The organism is Microcoleus sp. ARI1-B5, from assembly GCF_036705795.1.
GTDB lineage: Bacteria > Cyanobacteriota > Cyanobacteriia > Cyanobacteriales > Microcoleaceae > Microcoleus.
Genome location: NZ_JAUBVK010000021.1, coordinates 49,508 through 66,721, shown reverse-complemented (window position 1 = coordinate 66,721; position 17,214 = coordinate 49,508). Strand labels below are relative to the sequence as shown.

General features: G+C 47.5%; 14 protein-coding genes and 1 riboswitch. Of the genes, 6 read left to right on the top strand and 8 right to left on the bottom strand.

All coding sequences use genetic code 11. The annotated features are described in order from the left end of the window. Positions 1 to 199 precede the first annotated feature (199 nt). Positions 200 to 2,176, top strand: coding sequence for a S9 family peptidase (locus QUB63_RS24840; protein WP_332947997.1), 1,977 nt, complete (start codon positions 200 to 202; stop codon positions 2,174 to 2,176). Between the two features lie 235 nt (positions 2,177 to 2,411). Then, positions 2,412 to 2,630, top strand: coding sequence for a hypothetical protein (locus QUB63_RS24835; RefSeq protein ID WP_332947996.1), 219 nt, complete (start codon positions 2,412 to 2,414; stop codon positions 2,628 to 2,630). 147 nt (positions 2,631 to 2,777) lie between these two features. Here QUB63_RS24835 and QUB63_RS24830 read toward each other — a convergent pair whose 3' ends face one another. The 4 genes from QUB63_RS24830 to ntrB all read right to left on the bottom strand — a co-directional run bounded on the left by QUB63_RS24830 (position 2,778) and on the right by ntrB (position 7,263). After that, positions 2,778 to 3,566 carry a universal stress protein gene (locus QUB63_RS24830; protein ID WP_332947995.1) on the bottom strand — a complete coding sequence of 263 codons (789 nt, stop codon included), beginning with the start codon at positions 3,564 to 3,566 and terminating at the stop codon, positions 2,778 to 2,780. 46 nt (positions 3,567 to 3,612) lie between these two features. Continuing rightward, positions 3,613 to 4,452 carry an ABC transporter ATP-binding protein gene (locus QUB63_RS24825; protein WP_332947994.1) on the bottom strand — a complete coding sequence of 280 codons (840 nt, stop codon included), beginning with the start codon at positions 4,450 to 4,452 and terminating at the stop codon, positions 3,613 to 3,615. A 296-nt stretch (positions 4,453 to 4,748) separates the two neighbouring features. Next, entirely contained in the window at positions 4,749 to 6,179 is a 1,431-nt protein-coding gene (locus QUB63_RS24820) for an ABC transporter substrate-binding protein (protein WP_332947993.1), read from the bottom strand. A gap of 235 nt (positions 6,180 to 6,414) precedes the next feature. Beyond that, positions 6,415 to 7,263, bottom strand: a complete 849-nt coding sequence (gene ntrB / locus QUB63_RS24815; protein ID WP_332947992.1) for a nitrate ABC transporter permease — start codon at positions 7,261 to 7,263, stop codon at positions 6,415 to 6,417. A 99-nt stretch (positions 7,264 to 7,362) separates the two neighbouring features. After that, positions 7,363 to 7,576: riboswitch (cyclic di-AMP (ydaO/yuaA leader) on the bottom strand. Positions 7,577 to 7,747: 171 nt separating this feature from the next. Here ntrB and QUB63_RS24810 point away from each other — a divergent pair. After that, entirely contained in the window at positions 7,748 to 8,944 is a 1,197-nt protein-coding gene (locus tag QUB63_RS24810) for a sensor histidine kinase (RefSeq protein WP_332947991.1), read from the top strand. 162 nt (positions 8,945 to 9,106) lie between these two features. Here the strand turns inward: QUB63_RS24810 and QUB63_RS24805 are convergent, their stop codons facing one another. Beyond that, entirely contained in the window at positions 9,107 to 10,444 is a 1,338-nt protein-coding gene (locus QUB63_RS24805) for an ArsB/NhaD family transporter (protein WP_332947989.1), read from the bottom strand. Positions 10,445 to 10,651: 207 nt separating this feature from the next. On the opposite strand from QUB63_RS24805, the gene QUB63_RS24800 reads away from it, so the two are divergent. Beyond that, positions 10,652 to 11,935: a HAMP domain-containing sensor histidine kinase gene (locus QUB63_RS24800; RefSeq protein ID WP_332947987.1), complete on the top strand. Its 1,284-nt coding sequence runs from the start codon at positions 10,652 to 10,654 to the stop codon at positions 11,933 to 11,935. A gap of 176 nt (positions 11,936 to 12,111) precedes the next feature. On the opposite strand, the gene QUB63_RS24795 is transcribed toward QUB63_RS24800, so the two are convergent. Further along, complete coding sequence (locus QUB63_RS24795; protein ID WP_332947985.1) at positions 12,112 to 12,474, bottom strand: hypothetical protein; 363 nt, start codon at positions 12,472 to 12,474, stop codon at positions 12,112 to 12,114. A 204-nt stretch (positions 12,475 to 12,678) separates the two neighbouring features. Here QUB63_RS24795 and QUB63_RS24790 point away from each other — a divergent pair, with 204 nt between their 5' ends. Continuing rightward, complete coding sequence (locus QUB63_RS24790) at positions 12,679 to 14,802, top strand: VWA domain-containing protein (RefSeq protein ID WP_332947984.1); 2,124 nt, start codon at positions 12,679 to 12,681, stop codon at positions 14,800 to 14,802. 519 nt (positions 14,803 to 15,321) lie between these two features. Here the strand turns inward: QUB63_RS24790 and QUB63_RS24785 are convergent. After that, entirely contained in the window at positions 15,322 to 15,648 is a 327-nt protein-coding gene (locus tag QUB63_RS24785) for a PEP-CTERM sorting domain-containing protein (RefSeq protein WP_332947983.1), read from the bottom strand. Between the two features lie 226 nt (positions 15,649 to 15,874). Beyond that, a complete protein-coding gene (locus QUB63_RS24780) occupies positions 15,875 to 16,057 on the bottom strand; it encodes a hypothetical protein (RefSeq protein WP_332947982.1) in 183 nt (60 codons plus the stop codon). Between the two features lie 164 nt (positions 16,058 to 16,221). Between QUB63_RS24780 and QUB63_RS24775 the strand changes: the two genes are divergently transcribed. Then, positions 16,222 to 16,950 (top strand): Bax inhibitor-1/YccA family protein, encoded by a 729-nt coding sequence (locus QUB63_RS24775; RefSeq protein ID WP_332947981.1) that lies wholly within the window; start codon positions 16,222 to 16,224, stop codon positions 16,948 to 16,950. The last annotated feature ends 264 nt before the right edge of the window (positions 16,951 to 17,214 follow it).

The following is a 17,214-nucleotide window of genomic DNA, read 5'->3' as shown; positions in this document are numbered from 1 at the left end:
TAAAATACAAATATAAATTTATTTGTTCGAGAAATACAAGTGACTCAACTATAGCCGTTCTCAAGTGAGCTACTCGCCAATTACCCATTACCAATTCCCCATTACCAATTCCCCATTACCAATTCCCCATTACCAATTCCCCATTACCAATTCCCCATTACCAATTCCCCATCTCTACCTCACTTGATAATTTATATATATGAATACAGTATCACCTTACGGCTCTTGGAAATCTCCCATTACCTCAGATTTAATTGTTTCGGGAACTGTCGGACTCGGACAAATTGCTATTGACGGCGACGATATTTACTGGGTAGAAGGACGACCCTCGGAAGCAGGACGAAGCGTCATCGTGCGGCGCACTCCCGACGGTAAAATAACTGACGTAACACCGCCGCCTTTTAATGTTCGCACTCGCGTTCACGAATACGGAGGCGGTGCTTTTGCAGTTGCTGGCGGTGCGGTCTATTTCTCTCATTTTGCCGACCAGCGCATTTACTGTCAAACATTAGATTCTCAGCCCGAACCGCTGACACCTGCTGCTAATTGTAGCTACGCAGATGCGATTGTTGACAAGCAAAGAAATCGCCTGATTTGCGTGCGCGAAGACAATGCAGGTGAGGGCGAATCTGTGAATACAATTGTTAGCATTAATTTAGATAACGGCGCAGATATTCAAATCTTAACTCAAGGCAACGATTTTTATGCTTCCCCTCGTTTGAGTCCTGACGGTTCTCAACTTTCCTGGATTTGTTGGAACCATCCGAATATGCCTTGGGATGGCACCCAATTGTGGGTAGCAGAAATTAATGAGGGCGGTTATTTAGGCGAAAAATATTTAGTTGGGGGCGGGGTTGATGAGTCGATTTTTCAGCCGGAATGGTCGCCCGATGGAGTTTTGTATTTTGTTTCTGACAAGTCGAACTGGTGGAATTTCTATAGAACCCCCCTCAATCCCCCCTTAGCAAGGGGGGAAGCAAAGATAGAAACAAGCTTGCGCGAACAACCAGAAATTGAACCAGTTTGCGAAATGGCGGCTGAATTCGGTCTTCCTCAGTGGGTTTTTGGAATGTCTACCTATGCTGTTGTCTCGGAAAGCAAAATTATTTGCACCTACACTCAGCAAGGCAAGTGGCATTTAGCGAGTCTCGATTTAGCGACAAAGGAGTTGACAAATATTGAGACAGGTTACAGTGATATTTCGTCGGTGCAAGCGCGCGGAGAAATAGCGGTTTTCCTGGCCGGTTCGCCGATCGCACCTACTGCTATTGTACAGCTAAATTTAGCCACAAGTCAACGGGAAATCTTGCGGAAGTCGAGCGATTTAAGCATCGATTCGGGTTATCTTTCCGTACCGCAACCGCTGGAATTTCCCACGGAAAACAATTTGACTGCTTTCGGATTCTTCTACCCTCCGAAAAACAAAGATTTCGCTGCACCTGCGGGTGAAAAACCGCCGCTGGTTGTAAAAAGTCACGGCGGCCCAACTGCTGCTACTTCTAGCAGTATGAATTTGAAAATTCAATATTGGACGAGTCGCGGTTTTGCCGTGCTCGATGTCAATTACGGCGGCAGCACCGGTTACGGCCGGGAATATCGCAGAAGGCTGCAAGATAGTTGGGGAATTGTTGATGTTGATGACTGCACTAACGGTGCTAAATATTTAGCCGAACAGGGTTTGGTAGACGGTGCAAGAATGGCGATCGCCGGAGGCAGTGCAGGGGGCTACACGACTCTGTGCGCTCTGACTTTCCGCGATGTGTTTAAGGCCGGTGCGAGCTATTATGGAGTGAGCGATTTGGAGGCTTTGACAGCGGATACTCACAAGTTTGAGTCGCGCTATCTGGATGGATTGATCGGGCCTTATCCTGCACGCAAAGATTTGTATGTAGCTCGATCGCCCATACATTCGGCCGAACGTTTATCTTGTCCCGTTATCTTCTTTCAAGGATTGGAAGATAAAGTCGTGCCGCCGAATCAAGCCCAAATGATGGTAGAGATATTGAAAGCTAAAGGTTTGCCGGTGGCTTACGTTGCTTATGAAGGGGAACAGCACGGTTTTCGACGCGCTGAAAATATTAAAAGAACTCTTGATGGCGAGTTTTATTTCTATTCCCGGGTGTTTAAGTTTGAGTTAGCTGAACCTGTGGAGGAAGTGCCGATTTACAATCTTTAGAAAAAATTAAGTTTGCAGTTGCTCTGTTTGCGCTCAAACGCAACTGCAAGCTTGAGGCATAATTTGGCAATATTGAATGTGATGTCCTTCACAAATTTTGCTGTTTGCTGTCACAAATTTTGCTGTTTATTGTCACAGCTTTTAAGGGAATATCCGTACAAACTATTAGAGTGCGATCGATCTTTGTTACCGCAGAAAAGATCGATCGCGCGATCGTCTAGTTCTGAGTCAATCTATGGAAACCCCTGTCAACCTGATTCCATCTGCTTTGGGCGAGCTGTTTGCCGAAGTCAATCATAGAGGCTACATTACTTTAGCCGATCGCTACGGTTTAATGGCGGCTATTTTTGACGAAACTTTGACTGAGGATGACAAACGCTCGATCGATCGCCTCCTGCGCTCTGTGTGCCGGGGCCGGATAAAATTAGTTAACGAACTTTCTGCGCTCCGGTAAGCATTAAAAACCCCTTCATAAGACGGGCGCGATTGAAATCGCTACTACACAAACTTTCGTCCCTCTCGCTTGAGACTAAGAAATAGCGGTAAGGTGCGGTGTGCATGGAACCCTAGATATAGAGGTTTTTCGTAAGTTCCAACCAGTTTAACGTGCAGGCATAGCTGTAGCTAACTGCAAGTTGCTCAAACTTTCTTCAGCCCCAAAATCCATCTGATAGCTGAGTGCCGCAGGAATCCCCAGCACGCAGCAGGGAAAATTCTTACTTAGTTCCCTAACCAGCGGGTGGTTGCTAGAATTGCAGCCTAAAAACAGTAAATTTGCTGATTCTAATTCTACCACATTTCTCAGTTCTGTGGCAACCCGACCGATGCGCAAATGAGCTTTGAATAAACCGCGCCATTCCTGCGCCAAACAGCGCGCTTGCCACAGCAACTTATCTGCTACCTCGTACTCATTGTTTTGACTAAAAATTGCTCGTAAATAAGGCGGATCGATCCAAGTTGCCCGCTGGGATACCGATTGGATTCCGGCTGTAGGTAATGCGATCGCAGGCGCTGCACAGTAAAGAGCCGATGTTTCCTCTAAATCCGACAGTTTCGGCTTCGTAGCCCAGGCATTTTCCACGCCCAAACTACAAGTATCTTCATCGTAACTGTTGGGCGTTGCGTCGAGTACGTAGACGACTTGCACCGTGACTTCTTTTGTGGTTACTAAACGAGTTTGATGCGCAATCCACAGGGTAATGTCCAGAGCTGTTTGACTTTTGGGAGAACTGTTGTAACCGACAATAAAATTGATTGATTTTGCCGCTTTTGGAGATTTTAATTTCTTAGAAACAGGCACTTTTGGCTCCGGCAGCAACACCATTTCTTCTGCTAAGTTTTGGTATCCCAATGCACTTTCAAAACGCGCTAAAATTGTTTTGAGATTCACAGGCTTGACCTCTCTTAAGTGAATAGTTTTGTCTCTGCGTCTGGCGTTATTCGTCTTGCGTAAAGTAGCGATCGAGAAAATTCAAGGCGTAGTTGCGCAGTTCGTAATACTCCTGAGATTCCCGCAACTCCTGGCGATCGCGCGGATGCGCAAACGGTACTTCCAAAATCTCGCCGATTGTCGCCGCCGGGCCGTTAGTCATCAACACAATGCGATCGGACATATAGATAGCTTCGTCCACATCGTGAGTAATCATCATGGCAGCTTGTCTGTGATTTTCCCAGATATCCAGCACCTGTTTCTGCAACTTGCCGCGAGTCAGAGCATCCAGCGCTCCAAACGGTTCGTCCATTAATAACATCTTCGGCCGAAGTGCCAAAGCTCGCGCAATCCCAACCCGCTGTTTCATGCCCCCTGAAATTTGATCGGGATATTTATCTGCTGCTGCTGTTAAGTTTACCATTGCTAGGTGTTCGTTGACAAGGCTAATCTTCTCGGCCCTGCTGAGATTTTGCAAAACTTCATCAACTGCTAGGCGAATATTTTCCCGCACCGTCAGCCAAGGCAGCAATCCGTAGTGCTGAAATACCATCATGCGATCGGCACCCGGTTTGCGAACTTCTTTGCCATCGAGTGTCACGATTCCGCCGCTTTGTTTTTCCAAACCTGCCACTATTTTCAGCAGCGTCGATTTGCCGCAACCCGAGTGACCGATTACTGAAATAAATTCGTTTTCTCCAATACTTAAGTTGATATTTTCCAGAACGCTAAACTCGGTGCCGTCAGCATTTTTATACGACTTGGACAAGCTGTTAATTTCCAGAAAGGCAGAGGGGTTAGGGACTTGGCTATTAGTGTTGATAGAAGTAGCAGTATGCTGAGTCATGTGACGCTCCTGGTAATTAGTAATTGGTAATTGGTAATTGAGGTGGGGGCGGGTTTATTCAACCTATCTCCACCATTTGAATTTCTGGGCGAACCCGCCCCTACAGGATTGATAAGAATGATGTTTTTCGGTGAATTTCAACGGAGATTGGGCATCCCCAAGCAATAAACTCGTAGGGGCGGGTTCGCCAATAGCCTCAAAAATTGCTTCGAGATTAAATAAACCCGCCCCCACCCCGCGATTGAGCTCGCTCGTCACTTTCAACCCCTAGCAGGAGGCTAGGAAAAACGGCAGATTTAAGACATAAAAAAAGATTGAGGGCGGTTGGCTCTAATCTCAAAACTATTGAGATAACCCACCGGATCGCTCGGGTCAAATGCTTTTTTGTCAATAAAAACTTCCGCAGGTTCCACTTTGTAATCCTCCTTGGGACAATCGATCGCCATTTCGGCAACAATTTTGCGGTAAAGGTCGGTTCTCCAAGCTTGTTTAGCTAATTCATCAGCATTTTTCGGCACCTCCTTAATGTGTCCCCAGCGGGCGGCTTGAGTCATCAACCAAATACTGTGAGACTGCCACATAAATGTTGAATGATTTCCCGGTATTTGGGGCAAGTTATTAGGAATATCATAGAAAATAGTTGTATCTTCCGATATTATAGTGCGGTCTTTTTCGTCAAACCCTCCATAGTTGTATTCGCCAACTATTCCCGGCTTGGTAAATTTGTCGATCGCCCCGTTTTTAGGTTTAGCTCCAGTAAACGATCGATCGGTCAACAGCGCTGCTATTTGACTGCGATTTTCCGGCTTGCTGCAATACTGACAAGCTTCCACCATTGCCTTCACCAGCGAGTAATAAGTCTTCGGGTTTTCGTCTATGAATGACTGCATTACTCCCAAAACGCGATCGGGATGTCCCAGCCAAACTTCCTTACCTTGCGCGAAGGTAAAACCCACTCCCAAATTGCCTGTAATCGCCCGCGTATTCCAAGGTTCTGCTACCATGTAAGCCTGCATCGCCCCAATTCTCATGTTCGTTACCATCTGCGGCGGCGGCACAATAATTACCCGAAATTCTTTGAACGGATCGACACCGGCGGCTGCCGATATGTAGCGGACAAAGTATTCGTAAATCGCCGAACTCAACACAACAGCCCAAACTTTCTTTTCCGGCGGCTGACTGTCAAAAAAGGCGCGAAACTGTTTGCCAAATTCTTCAAAATTGCCGTTGTATTCGTGCCACGGGCGCAAGCCGAAATCCCACATCGCTTTGTTCATCGTCATGGCGTTGCCGTGGCGGTGAATTGTCATTGCCGCGCACAGGGGTGCGTGGCGCGCTCCTTCGGCACCTATTCGGGCGTTTGTGACGGCGCCGGATACGACTGGGGAGGCGTCGAGGCGGCCGAAGATGATGCCGTCGCGGGAGGTTGCCCAGCTTGCTTCGCGGTTGAGTTTGACGTTTAAGCCGTATTTGCGGAAAAATCCTTTTTTCCAGGCGATCGCAAATGGTGCACAATCGTTAACGGGTACGTATCCTACGGTTAAATTGGGTTTTTCTAAGGTTTGGGAATTGACGATCGGCTTTACCGCTTCGGCTTCTTCTGTGAGTCCTTTTGCCGATCGATCGGCATTAATTCCGCAAGCGGATAAAGTCATTCCTGCCGCCGCCGCACCCATTCCTTGCAAAAACTCCCGCCGGTTCCATTCATTGGAAAAGTTATCACTCATACAATTTTAGATTTTAGAATTGAAGAATTGAAGAATTGAAGAATTGAAGAATTGGCAATGACTGATGAGTTAAGAGTTTGGCTCTAGCAAATCAATTGCATTTTATTTGGCAACTCACTCTGATATAATTCTCGATCGTTAATCGCTAACTATCCGCCATCTCAAACCTGAGTTTTTAGCTAATGACTAATGACTGATGACTAATGACAACTGACTGCTGACTGATGACTCTTGACTAATGACTCTCGATCGATCGGTGCGTTACCATTTCCTGAACTTTGCCAACTGCATAGTCAAGCAACAAACCAGTTAAGCCAATTACAAACACCGCTAAAAATACCGAACTCAGATTCAAACGGCTCCATTCATCCCACACAAAAAAGCCAATTCCCACACCGCCCGTCAGCATTTCCACCGCCACAATCACCAACCAAGCAATCCCCAAACTAATCCGCAAACCTGTAAAAATGTAAGGCAAACTCGCAGGCAAAATTATCTTGGTAATCCGCCTCCAGCGCGGCATTTCCAACACTCGCGCCACATCCAGATAATCCTTGGAAACGCTAGAAACTCCCAGAGCCGTGTTGATAATTGTCGGCCACAAAGAGGTGATAAATATGACAAAAATTGCCGACGGATCTGCTAAATTAAAAATCGATAGAGCTATCGGCAGCCAAGCCAGCGGCGACACCGGTTTGAAGATTTGAATCAGCGGATTGAGCGCCATCATTGCCGGTTTCGACATCCCGATCAGAAATCCCACGGGAATCGCCACTGCTGCACCCAGCAAAAATCCCAGCAACACCCGCCGCAAACTCGCCAGCAGCAGCCAGCCAATGCCTAAATCTCCGGGCCCGCGCTGATAAAATGGATGCAATATGTAATCTAAATTAGCGATTAACGCTTGATACGGGGTGGGAATTAAATCGCTTTTGAAGCTGGCAACAATCCACCACAGGCCAAGAATTCCCAAAAAACCAGCGGCGGGCAACAATACATTATCTCGGATAACAACGGGTTTTGCTCGTTTCCACGCTGCTTGTCCGGCAACTGCGATCGCAGATAAATTAAGCTGAATCGACATTTTAATCTCCTTCAGAGTCAGGGGCGGTACAAGAATCTTGAACAATACCAACCTGAGACACTGACGAAGCCAAACTATCTTTTTCAGAAATTTGGCTTTTCAGTCTCTTCTCAATGCCTGCGAAGTTAGCTGACGGGCTAGGACTGAGAGATGTCCTTCTCAAGAGATTTCCAAATTAAAAATTACATTCAAATTTTGCAACTTTTAACTTTGCTGTTTAATTCTCTAGAGATTCGCCCCGAAAATTGGTTCCTCCGCTCCAGCGACACGCTTTAGTGCGATCGCGCACTGCTGGATTAGGCTTGACTTTTACAGCCAATTTCAATTAACCTAGCACGAGCGTAGAATTTTGTCAATACGTCTCTAGGAGTAGATATTGGCGATCGGGGAAGCTGAAAACTTGGAGATCAGTAAAAAGGTTAATTATTAAACTAACCTCGTAGAGATAAAATGCGATCGCTCGCTTCATTTGCATACAAAAGCCATGATAGATTTTAGCCAAGCGCTACAAGATAAAATAGACACAATTACCGAAAACTGGATCGAAGCTGTTCGCTGCGACGAGCAAATCGGAACCGCCAAGCAACTCACCTACGATTCCGTGCGCGACAGCCTTCCCATCGTACTGGGAGCGATCGCAACTATGCTGTCCCAATCCCAAGAGAGCGAGGAGATTCTGACAGTCGTAGAACAAAGTTTAGACCACGGGAGTGTCAGGGCAAAACAAGGCTACGATGCCGAAGAAATTGCGCGGGAATACCGCTTGCTGCGGAGGGTAATTTTCTCGGCTTTAGAGCCAGACTTGCTAAAAGGCTCAGCCGCTGAAGTGAGCCGAGCTTACCGCTTAATTGACACGGCCCTCGACGAAGCAATTGCTGATTGTTTCAAAACCTATACCCAGGAAAGATTGCAAAAACTACAGGATTTGCAGCACGAATTGCAACTTACAAATCAAGAGCTGACTCGCTTAGTTCGGGCCAGTCAAGAAAATCTATCTCACTTAGCTCACGAATTGAAAACTCCCCTCACCTCTATTATTGGTTACTCAGAACTTTTTTTAAGGCACAAAAAAAATGAGGAACTTAAAGATGCTGCTCCCAATTTGAAATATATTGATAAAGTCCTCACCAACGGCAGACAGTTACTTAAATTAATTAACGATACTCTGGAAATCTCGCGGTACGACGCGGGACGCATACAATTGCAGCTAAGTCCCACAAACGTGCGATCGGCGATCGGCACTGTTGTCGAAATAATCGAGCCTTTGGCGAAAGCAAAAAATTTAGAGATTACTGTTGAGTGCGATCCGGTTCTCGATCGAGTTGTGACAGATTACTTGCGCTTGCAGCAAATTGTCACCAACTTGGCGAGCAACGCCATTCGCTACACCCAAGCTGGTACTGTTACCATAAAAAGCGAATTATTGTCAGACCAACATTGGACTATCTGCATCACCGATACAGGAATTGGCATTGCTTCCGAAGACTGCGATCGGATTTTTGAGCCTTATTTTCGAGCCGGCAACTCCCTGGCTTCTCACATTCCTGACAGTACCGGCTTAGGGCTAGCAATTGTCGCTCGATTAGTCAACCTCTTGCAAGGTAAAATCGAATTAGTTTCTGAAGTAGGAGTTGGCTCCTCCTTCACTGTAATTTTGCCCTTAGAATTGGAGGGATTGTAGATTACTGTTGGCTGTTGACTGTTGACTGTTGACTGCTGACTGTTAACTAATGACTGTTAACTAATGACTAATGCCCTGTTTGGCCTGTTTGGCCTGTTTGGCCTGTTTGGCCTGTTTGGCCAATGTCCTGCGCAGGCCAATGACTAATGACAGATGACTTCTTCAAATCAGAAACCGGATAGTTACATAAACAGCCGCAGCCACCAATTGCAACCCCATCACAGGAAACCCGTAACGCAGAAAAGTTTGAAAAGAAATCCGTCGCCCGTGCAGCTCAGAAATTCCCGCCGCCACAATATTAGAAGAAGCTCCTACCAAAGTGCCATTTCCCCCTAAAGTTGCCCCGTACATCATCGCATAAAACAGCGGTAGCACCGCCGGTGGAAACTGGCCTGCAAAATCCGGCGCCAGCACCTCTGCCGGCGCGAGCCCGACATTGACAACATACTGTTTTAGCAGCGGCACCATCGCCACCACCAGCGGAATATTTGGCACCACGCTCGACATCAAACCCACGAAAAATAACAAAGTTAAAGAACCCAAAAAAATATTTTTACCTAAAATAACTGCTAATACTCCCGATATACTGCCGATGACTCCGGTTTTTTCCAAACCGCCAATCAGCACAAATATCGACATAAAAAATAGCAGCGTGCTCCAATCTAAATCCCGCAAAATATTGTTAAGAGAATCAATTTTGCTGTGGTGAGCTAAAAGCATTGCCAAACCAGCTCCCAACAAAGCAACGGCTGCCGGTGAAATTGGCACCGGTAACGACTCTCCAACTACAAAAAATGTCAGCACGAAAGCTATAATTAAGCTGCCCGCTGCTAAGACTCGCGGGTGATTGATTTTTGGGTGTGGCAAATTATCCAAATTATCCAATTCTTTGTGCCATATTTCTGGGAACATCCACGGCAAAATAACTAATATGACTGCTACTGCGATCGCCCCGCCCAAACTTAACTTTAGCAGATAATCTGCAAAGCTCATGTTAATCGCATCGCCGACAATGAATGTCGCGGGATCGCCCACGATTGTCAGCAGTCCCGAACTGTTGGCAACAAACACCATTAAAATCAGCAGCGGCACAAAATCTACACCGACTTCTTGTGCCATTGGCGGAATTAATGGCGCTAGCAGCATGACTGTCGTCGCGTTGGGCAAAACTGCACAAATTGGCGTAGTAATCCCTACAATGCCCAGCAAGAGATTTTTGCCTTTGCCTTTCGCCAACAGCACCATTTGAGTTGCCAAGTAGTCGAATACTTTCGTAGGCTCAAAGGCTCTCACCATTACCATGACTCCGAAGAATAAGCCCAGCGTTGCGTGACTGCGATTGATATATTCGATCGCGTCCTTTAACGTCATCACGTGGGTAAAAACCAGAATCAGCGCTCCCAGAAATGCCGCAACTGTGAGGTGTATCCATTCTGTAATTATTAAGAAAACTACACCGATAAATGTTGCCGCCGCGATCGCAGCTTGCACGTTTTCCATTTAGTCCCCTGACAAAAATCAAACTTAAAAATTCAAAACCCTGGGTTTGAGGAATCCTACTACTTTATGGCTATTATGTCAATAAGTTTAAGTGCTCCTTTTGGCAGCACCAAGCTGGGAGCTAGTCCTGGAGAGAGTTGCGGCACAGGGTAAAAATTACGTCAAAACTACTTCTTTTGGCAGGGGCTCGATAGCCCGAAATTTGGTATGGCGATCGGGCGATCGCTCAACTACAATGAAGCATGGGCAATATCTGCCAAAATTCACCCCCCCGCCGACATCATGGACTACAGCCAACTGCTCGCCGACAAAACCGATACGATCGTCCAAAACTGGATTGAAGCAGTACGCTTCGATCGGAAAATTGAAACCGCTGACGCCTTACCGCACTCAGCGATCGAAAATCACATACCTTACCTGCTGGTGGCGATGGCCACAGTGCTTTCCCAAGATCGCAACAGCGAAATAAAACTAATAATTGAAGCCAGTTTCGATCACGGATTTCTCCGAGCCGAACAAGGCTACGACGCCGCAGAAGTAGCCCGGGAATACCATTTATTGCGTCAAGTAATATTCTCTCACTTAGAAGCCGAATTGCTAGCAGGAAGCACCGCCGACGTATTCAGAGCTTTTCGGCTCATAGATGCCGTAGTAGACGAAGCAATTGCCCAGTGTTTCGATAGCTACGTCGCTCAGAGGCTGCAGGAACTTCAACAAATCCAAACTCAGTTACAACTCACAAATCAAGAACTCAATCGACTCGTCAGCGTCAACCAAGAAAACCTCTACCATTTAGCTCACGAACTCAAAACTCCCCTCAACTCAATTATCGGTTATTCCGAACTGTTTTTGCGCCAAGAAAAATGGCAATCCGAAATCAAAGATACCCTCCCCGGCATCGAACACATCGAGCGAGTATTGCGCAACGGCAGACAGTTGCTGCGCCTGATTAACGACGCACTAGAACTTTCTCGCGCCGACGCCGGAAAAATTAAACTTAACCTGCGGCAAACTAATGTACGATCGGTAATTAACACCGTAGTAGAAATGATGCAGCCAATGGCTGACGCTAAAAAACTAAAGCTCGCTGTTACCAGCGACTGCGCCCCCACACAAGTAATCGCCGACGGACAGCGGCTGCAACAAATTGTCACCAACCTGCTGAGCAATGCCATTCGCTATACAGAAGCTGGTAGCATTGAATTAACTTGCTGCCGTGCTGGAGAAGCAAATTGGGCGATCGCAATTACAGATACCGGCATTGGCATCGCCCCCGCAGATACAAACCGCATCTTTGACCCCTTCTTTCAAGCAGGAGAAGCAAACAGGCAGCACTTTCCGCCCGACAGCACCGGTTTGGGATTAGCCATAGTATCGCGGCTGGTTAAACTGCTGCAAGGCAAAATTGAGCTAGTATCAGAAATAGGAGTTGGCTCAACTTTTACGGTAATTTTGCCACTGGAAGTCAAAACCTTGCAAGAAGTAATTTAAACTTTTTAAGTGGTGATTTTTAAATTAAATTTTCCTGGTAAATAAGAGCTGTTTTTAGTAAATGTCGGTCATAAAAATATTACCTTTGAGTGAAGCAGCCACCAGGCGACTTGGGATTTCAATAAAGTTCTTGATTTCAAACAGAGCACTCAAAACTCACAACTTTCACCGGCCTGCTATCTTCTAAACAAGCCATCGATCAAAGATGATACCGAGCTAATTAACCAGACGACAGCGCCAGCCAGGAAAATGTTTTCTCGAAGTTCTCTTTTATTTATACTGTAACCACCTCTGCGCCCGCCACTGCCAGCACCGTCTCTCTCCAAATCATAAATTACTTTCTCCGCGTACCATCTCTCCGACTTGCCGGGATACCTATCTCTCGCATTAGCCAGCAGTCGTTTGGCCAGAGATTTATTTCCTTTAACAGCCTGTAACAAATTTCTGTCTATGCCCTCAGTGTTCTGGGAATCTTGCCATATCAAAAAAGCGATCGTACCAATTAGCGCTACCAGACCAATTGTGATTAATGGTTTCACAGTTTACTTTTTGGTTAAATTATGGGATGATTTTATCTTCTAGATTTGAGCGCGACAAGAGGCAAGTCTAATATCTATACAATTGTTAATATTTTTTGTCGGTCGTAGCTGTTGGTTGCAAAAACTCGCTTGCCAGAAATGCGATCGCCCGCTCAACGCAGTATGATTAAATTATCAAAGCCTGTTCGAGCAAAGACGATTTAAATGCCTGCCCCCTACGCACCCCCCACCGTAACAGCCTTTCCCCTAACAGCCGTTGTTGGGCAAGAAGCGATTAAATTAGCGCTGCTGTTGGCAGCAATCGATCCGGGATTGGGAGGAGTCGCGATCGCCGGTCGTCGCGGCACAGCCAAATCAGTCATGGCTAGAGCCCTACACTCCCTGCTGCCGCCCGTTGAAGTGATTAAAGATTCATTCTGCAACGCCGAGCCCACTCGTCAAGAGGAAACAAATCTTGTAGAGACGGGATTCATCACATCTGAAATCGTACCGTTCGAGGGAGAGAATTCCCTAGTTACTCAAATAATTCCCGCACCCTTCGTACAAATTCCCCTCGGAGTCACAGAAGACAGACTGTTAGGTTCAGTCGATGTCGAACAATCAGTAAAATTCGGTCAAACTGTATTTCAACCCGGACTCTTAGCCCAAGCAAATCGAGGCGTACTTTATGTAGATGAAATTAATCTCCTCGACGACAACATAGTCAACCAACTGCTAACAGTATTAACCGAAGGGCGCAACCAAATAGAACGCGAAGGAATTAGCTTCCAACACCCCTGCAAACCTCTATTCATCGCCACCTACAACCCCGAAGAAGGGCCGCTCAGAGAACATTTGCTCGATCGCATCGCGATCGTACTTTCAGCCGACGCAGCACTCGAATTAGAAGAAAGAGTCTATGCAGTAGAACAAGCTTTATCCTACTCCAGCTCCCCCCAAGAATTTCTCAACCAATACGCCGAAGACACCGACAACCTCAAAACCCAAATCATCCTCGCCAGAGAATGGCTCAAAGATGTCACCATTAAACGCGAACAAATAGCCTACCTAGTAGAAGAAGCCATCCGCGGCGCAGTTCAAGGACACCGCGCCGAACTGTTCGCAGTTCGAGTCGCCAAAGCCGCCGCCGCCATCGAAGGACGCACAGAAGTTAACGCCGAAGATTTGCGCCGCGCCGTAGAATTAGTCATCGTACCCCGCGCCACCATCGTCCAAACTCCCCCAGACGAAAACACACCACCTCCTCCTCCCCCGCCACCGCCACCCCCAGAACAATCGGAACAAGAACAAGAAGAAGACGAGGAAGAAGACAAAGAAGACGAACCTCCAGAAGAACAAGAAGAAACCAACATTCCCGAAGAATTTCTCTTCGATCCCGAAGGCGTAATTCTCGACCCCGACGTGCTGTTTTTCGCCCAAAATGCCAACCGCCAAGGCAAATCCGGCAGCAGAAGCACCATTTTTTCGGAAGATAGAGGCCGTTACGTCAAGCCAGTATTGCCCAAAGGCCCCGTCCGCCGCATCGCCGTTGACGCCACGCTGAGGGCGGCGGCACCCTACCAAAAAGCCCGCCGCGACAGGAATTCACACCCCCCCCAACCCCCCCTTGGTAAGGGGGGGCAAGATACAAGTCAACCCCCCCTTACCAAGGGGGGGCAAGAGGCGAGTCAGCGCCGCGTATTTGTGGAACAGGGAGACATTCGGGCGAAGCGCTTGGCGAGAAAAGCTGGGGCTTTAGTCGTCTTCGTCGTGGATGCTTCGGGTTCCATGGCCCTCAACCGGATGCAGTCGGCCAAAGGTGCAGTCATGCAGCTACTCACCGAAGCTTATCAAAGCCGCGACCAAGTTGCTCTCATTCCCTTTCGCGGAGAACAAGCGGAAGTATTGCTACCGCCGACTCGCTCGATAGCCTTGGCCCGCAAGCGTTTGGAACGGTTGCCCTGCGGCGGCGGTTCCCCCCTCGCCCACGGTTTGACTCAAGCCGTGCGCGTGGGAGTCAACGCGCGGCAGTCTGGAGATATCGGTCAAGTGGCGATTGTCGCTATTACTGACGGACGCGGTAATATTCCTTTGGCCCGTTCTTTGGGCGAACCGATTTTAGATGGCGAAAAGCCTGATATTAAGCAGGAATTGTTAGAAATTGCTGCTAAAATTCGCGGTTTGGGAATGCAGTTGCTGGTGATTGATACCGAGAGCAAGTTTATTTCGACCGGCTTTGCGAAGGAGTTGGCCAAGACTTCTGGCGGGAAATACTATCATTTGCCGAAAGCTTCCGAACAGTCGATCGCAGCTATGACTAAAAATGCTCTGCGCGACGCGATCGGCTAAAATTCTTAAATCGAGATTCCATCCGCATTGAGAGTGGCACAGGCATCCCGCCTGTGTTCCCTCTGCCCTTAACAATCAAAAACTCGGATTTTTGCTAAGTAAATTCACCTCATTAAACGTCAAATACGGATCGCTAAAAAGATTGCTGTGTATAGCAGTTTTCAGAAAGATTCGCGGACGCTTGGGTTTTCGGGAAAAAGGTAATCAGAAAAAGGTAATCAGAAAAAAGCTTGCTGTTTAAAAGCTGGTGCCGTGCCCATTACCCATTACCCATTACCCATTACCCATTACCAGACATACCTCACTCGGGGTGAGACTCGGCTATATGTCTTCTTCCTTCTTCCTTCTTCCGACTTCCATCGGACTTCTTCCTTCTTCCTTCTTCCGACTTCCATCGGACTTCTTCCTTCTTCCGACTTCCATCGGACTTCTTCCTTCTTCCTTCTTCCATCGGACTTCTTCCGACTTCCATCGGACTTCTTCCTTCTTCCGACTTCCATCGGACTTCTTCTTAAAACTCTAATTTTTAACTCTCGCTCTCCGGCGAGTCACCACCAGCGAACCCGCAACTAAACCCAACCCCCCCAGCATTGAAGGCTCAGGAATTTTCACCGGCCCCGGCGCCCGGTTTACAGTTCCCGGGTTCGGGTTGACAGAAGTTATAGCTTGGGGGGGTTGACCGGCAATCGCCAGCAGCAAATTTTCTGAACTCTGGGATGAAGCAGCAGTATAAACGGCTCCGACATTAGCTGCAAGGGCAGCTTGGCCGCCGGACATCACGGCGGCGACAGCCAAGAAAATTCCGGCTGTAGGTGGCAATAATTTGCGAGCAAAAAAGGTGGGCATGAGACATTACCTGTTTGGCATTTTGTCGATCGAACTCAATCTCTCGATCGTTAATTTTTTGAGCATTCCCAGTCTGAGCTACTGCGAGCAACTAACCCAACCGATTTAAGATTTAGATTTAAGATTTAAGATTTAAGATGATTGCGGTTTGCTGTCCCTAGTTTGAAGTAAGTCGCCAATCAAAAACCTAAAATCAACTGTGCCCCCTGCCTCGATCGTAGACTCCTCAATCCCCAATCGTAAATGCCAAATCCCTAATTGATTGACCTGTGCTATCTGCGATGCGATCGACTTTCAGCTTGCCCCTCGCCGCAAATAGCGCCCGCACTTTCACCTCAATTATACCTCTGCCGCGACTGGCCAAGATGCCAGAGGGCGATCTCGTCCCGAGACAACGAGGGCGCGGCACAGACTTACTTGTACGCCGTCGATTATAAACAATCGCTCGCTGCTTGGAAGTGATCTCATCCCCATTCTTTATCAAATCTTTAAACTATTTCAGGTTTTGTCAACAGACTGTAAAGCTGTCAAAATATAGATAGCAAATCTCAGCCAAAATTAGGTAAAATCCTCGTGAGTAACACCAGCAACTTCCGCGAAGCCGTGCGCGAGGCCAAAAACCACGCGCTGGTAGGCCCCAACGTCATCTCCAACGCCCTCCCCTTCGTGGGCGGCGGACTCGTCTTAACAGCTATCGGCACCTACGGCGGCCTCGGAGTCATCCGCAACTATCCGGGAATCTTCTTTCCCACGTTTATTGGCGCGATCGTCCTAGAATTAATTCTATTCTTTGTCGCCAGCGCCGCCGCCGAACAAAACAACAAAAACACCGCCTTGCCCCTGCTGGCCACCTACAGCCTGCTTTCCGGCTACACCCTCAGCGGATTGGTGTTTGTAGCACTCAGAAGCCAAGGAGTCGGCATCGGAGGCATCGGTTTTGCAGCCCTCGGCTGCGGCATTACTTTCATCGCCGCCCGCCAAATTGGCTCGAACCTTTCCGAACAAGACGGCATGGCCCTCACCAAAACTATCAGTTTAGGTGTGATTGCTTTGTTAGTCGTTGTTGGCGGTCAATTTTTGCTGTCGCTTTTCGGCGTCTACGCCCCAACCTGGTTGGAAATTGGCATTTCTGGCATCGGCGTCTTTATATTTGCCGGCGCTGCGATCGTCGATTTTTACATCTTACCCCGCAGCTACCGCGACGACCAGTATTTGCCCGCCGCTTTGTCGATGTACTTGACCTACATCAACTTGTTCATCTTCATTCTGCGCCTGCTGATTGCTCTCAACGGCCGCGATTAATCCTTGAAAGTTTAGCTTAAAAACAACCGCAGCCCGATCGACATCGGGCTGCGGTTGTTTTTATTAAGATTTGCAACAAAGATCGCCATCAGTCGATTTTAGATTTTAGATTTTAGATTTTAGATTTACTTGCAGCGCAGAGAATCACCGGAACCCGAACTTGGGTCTAAAATTTGGGACTCTGGACTCTGGAGTGTCGGAAACTTGCATCCGTTTTTGGGCGGGTCATCGCGTCCTCTGTCCGTATCGTACACAAAACTTATA

Excerpts from the sequence above, each read along its gene's own strand:
- QUB63_RS24835 (WP_332947996.1), top strand. The coding sequence starts at position 2,412 with ATGGAAACCCCTGTCAACCTGATTCCATCTGCTTTGGGCGAGCTGTTT.
- QUB63_RS24805 (WP_332947989.1), bottom strand. The coding sequence starts at position 10,444 with ATGGAAAACGTGCAAGCTGCGATCGCGGCGGCAACATTTATCGGTGTA.
- QUB63_RS24800 (WP_332947987.1), top strand. The coding sequence starts at position 10,652 with ATGGCGATCGGGCGATCGCTCAACTACAATGAAGCATGGGCAATATCT.
- QUB63_RS24825 (WP_332947994.1), bottom strand. The coding sequence starts at position 4,452 with ATGACTCAGCATACTGCTACTTCTATCAACACTAATAGCCAAGTCCCT.
- QUB63_RS24785 (WP_332947983.1), bottom strand. The coding sequence starts at position 15,648 with ATGCCCACCTTTTTTGCTCGCAAATTATTGCCACCTACAGCCGGAATT.
- ntrB (WP_332947992.1), bottom strand. The coding sequence starts at position 7,263 with ATGTCGATTCAGCTTAATTTATCTGCGATCGCAGTTGCCGGACAAGCA.
- QUB63_RS24790 (WP_332947984.1), top strand. The coding sequence starts at position 12,679 with ATGCCTGCCCCCTACGCACCCCCCACCGTAACAGCCTTTCCCCTAACA.
- QUB63_RS24810 (WP_332947991.1), top strand. The coding sequence starts at position 7,748 with ATGATAGATTTTAGCCAAGCGCTACAAGATAAAATAGACACAATTACC.
- QUB63_RS24840 (WP_332947997.1), top strand. The coding sequence starts at position 200 with ATGAATACAGTATCACCTTACGGCTCTTGGAAATCTCCCATTACCTCA.
- QUB63_RS24820 (WP_332947993.1), bottom strand. The coding sequence starts at position 6,179 with ATGAGTGATAACTTTTCCAATGAATGGAACCGGCGGGAGTTTTTGCAA.